We start from the raw sequence: 3,016 nt of genomic DNA, 5'->3' as shown, positions 1-3,016 counted from the left end.
GGTGGCCGACCGGGCCCCGGCGTACGGGATGAAGGGTTGGTCGGTGGACGGGACCGATCCCGAGGCGGTCTGGAGCGTCGTGGCGGCGGCGGTGGCCCGGGCCCGCGCCGGTGAAGGCCCCAGCCTGGTCGAGGCGCGGGTGAGCCGGATCACTCCGCACTCCTCCCAGGACGACGACGCCTACCGCAGCGAGGCGGAACGGGCGGTGCTGGTCGCCCATGATCCGGTGCTGGCGCTCGGGTCCCGCATGGTCGAACACGGTCTGATCTCGAAGGATGAGGACGAGGCGGAGTGGGTGGCGGTCCGGGCCGAGGTCCTGGCGGCCCAGGAGCTGGCGCTGGCGGCGCCGGAGCCGGAGCCCGACCGGGCCCGGCGGTGGTTGTGGGCCGGTGAAGGCGTCGGGCGGCGACCTGTCGCCGGGCGCGCCCGGCTTCACCCCGCGCCTGTCGAGTCCCCGTCGGTTCGGGTCGGAGAGCCCGTGACGATGATCGAGGCCGTCCGTGACGCGCTGGGCGAGGAGATGGCCAGGGATGCGTCCGTCGTGCTCATGGGTCAAGACGTCGGACGCAAAGGCGGTGTGTTCAAGGCCTCGGTCGGGCTGCTCGACGAGTTCGGGCCATTGCGGGTGGTGGACACGCCTGTGGCGGAAATCGGCATCGCCGGGGTGGCCGTCGGAGCCGCCATGGCGGGACTGCGGCCGGTGGCCGAGTTCCAGTTCGCCGACTACATCCATCCCGCCTACGACCAGATCGTGAACCAGGCCGCCACCGTGCGCTGGCGAAGCGTCGGCGGCTGGGGAGTCCCCGCCGTGTTCCGGGCGCCATGTGGAGCGGGGGTTCGCGGCGGCGTCTACCACTCACAGAGTGTCGAGGCCGCCTACTGCCATGTCCCGGGCCTCAAGGTGGTGATGCCCGCCACTCCTGCCGATGCCAAGGGGTTGCTGAAGGCGGCCATCCGGGATGACGACCCCGTGGTGTTCTTCGAACCCAAGCGCGCCTACCGCTCGCTGCGGGAGCCGGTGGGTACGGAGGCGATCCCGCTGGGAGTGGCGCGGGTCGACCGGACCGGGGACGACGTCTCGCTCGTAACCTACGGGATCGGCGTCCACCTGGCCCGGGCCGCCGTCGAGGTGCTGGAGGCGGACGGGTTGTCGGTCGAGATCGTCGATCTGCGGACGCTGGTGCCGTACGACAAGGAGGCGGTGGCGCGGACGGTGGCCAAGACGGGTCGGTTGCTCGTCCTCCACGAGGCCAACCGGACCATGGGGTTCGGAGCCGAGATCGCCGCCTTTGCCGCCGAGGAGCTCTTCGCCGACCTCGACGCCCCGGTGGTGCGGGTCGGGGCCGACGACTGCCACATCCCGTACAACGCGCCTGAAGAGGACGCCATCATCCCCGGCGCCGGAAAGGTGGCGGAGGCGGTGAGGCGGCTGGCGACGTTCTGATGTCGGGCACGGTCACCGCCGGAGTCAGCCGTGGATGCGCACCTTGCCGAAGATGGTGCCGAAGAGGAGCCGGCCCTCCTCGTCGAGGGTGATCCCGGCCCCGAGGGTGTTGAACCGGGGGCCACCCATTCCGTAGTGGAACACGGACGCCCCTGTCGTCCAGTCGAGGCCCTCGATGGTCCAGGCCCCGTCGCGGGCGCCGCAGGTGTAGACGATGTCCGCGCCCTGGCTCACGAACGGGACCGAGTTGGGCGAGGAGACCTCGGTGTTCACCCACGCCTGCTCCAGCCGCCGGGCCGCCGGGTCCCACTGGAACTTGTGCAGGCCGTGGGGAGTGAACGCCGGGCGGTTGCCCAGGAAGAACGGCAGATGGCGGCGCAGGTGGGCGGGGAAGCCGTCGGGGACCGTCGGCGGGTCGTTGTTCACGCTCATCGCTCCGTAGCCGCTGACCGTGATCGACTGCTCGGTCTGGATGTCCTCCAGCTCCGGGTTGCCCATGTCGGCCCGGCCGAAGCCGGCCACCCGCGGCGACGGCGCTCCGGGCAGTTGCTCCCACCCGTCGGGGATGGCTTCGCGCCACATGAGGGTGATGTTGACGACGCGGTCCCCGTCCCCGAAGACCACGAAGTGGTCGTCGGGCCCGAACCCCATCAGGCTGGGGGTGGTGCCCGAGCCGTTCCCCGTTCCGTTGCGGTAGGGCTCGGACCAGGCGCCGTCGGCCGGATCGGTCGACAGCCGGCTCCCGGTCCAGACGACCTTGTGCATGTGGTCGCGGGAGGGAATGTAGATGGCGTTGGCGTCGTCGACACAGCAGCTCTTGCGGACCCAGCCGTACCCGGCGTGGCCGTAGCGGGCGGCCTGGTCGGCGCACCACTCGCCCGCCTCCTCGCCGTGCGGGAGGCGCAGGGCGTCGTAGTCGCCGAAGTCCCGCGCCAGACAGACCACCCAGCCGTGGTCGGTCGTAAGGACCAGGCGGCCGTCGAAGGTCAGGTTCATCCCCACGAAGGCGCCTTCGACGTCGGGGGGCTTGTCCCAGCGCCGCTTCTCGACGACCGGGGAGGCCCGGTTGCCACCCTCGGCGTCTCCGTAGGCGGCCACCCCCTCCTTGAGGCCGAGATACATGACGTTCTCGTTGTCGAGCAGCGAGTACACGCCGTCCAGGCCGGTGAGGAAGCGACGGGCCAGGGCGCCGGCGTTGATCATGGCGGTGAGGTCGTCGGGCTCCTCCAGGCCGCGTAGCGCCGCCTCCAGCTCCGGCACAGGTGTGCAGCCGTCGGCCGACAGGGAGAGGTGGGCCAGGGGCTCGAGCGTCTCGTAGTCCAGCTTGACGATCTGCTCCCGGCCGTTGCTCCAGATCACCCGGTGGCCGTCGGGGTACGGAGCCGAGATCAGGCTCCCGAAATGGCCCGGTCCGACCCAGGTGTAGGACAGGTCACCTGTTCCGAGGGCCCGGCTGGGACCGCCCGGCCCGCCCACGGCCGAGTTGTCCTGTTGGTCGCAGCGACCGTGGGCGATCGGGTAGGAGCTGTCGGCCAGGTAGGGGTTGCGGGGCCCGACCCCGGCGAGGCCCAC

The 3,016-nt window shown here is 71.3% G+C and carries 2 protein-coding genes; one reads left to right on the top strand and one right to left on the bottom strand.

Annotated features, from left to right (window positions below; translation table 11 throughout):
* Positions 1–1,444, top strand: a 1,444-nt coding sequence (locus VFW24_03470; GenBank protein HEX5265809.1) for a pyruvate dehydrogenase complex E1 component subunit beta, incomplete at its 5' end; no start/stop codon positions are given.
* Positions 1,445–1,468: 24 nt separating this feature from the next.
* Here VFW24_03470 and VFW24_03465 read toward each other — a convergent pair.
* Positions 1,469–3,016, bottom strand: a 1,548-nt coding sequence (locus tag VFW24_03465; GenBank protein ID HEX5265808.1) for a hypothetical protein, incomplete at its 5' end; no start/stop codon positions are given.

This window comes from Acidimicrobiales bacterium (assembly GCA_036273495.1).
Lineage (GTDB): Bacteria > Actinomycetota > Acidimicrobiia > Acidimicrobiales > JAJPHE01 > DASSEU01.
The sequence above is the reverse complement of the archived record's forward strand: the minus strand, read 5'-3'. Positions and strand labels throughout refer to the sequence as shown.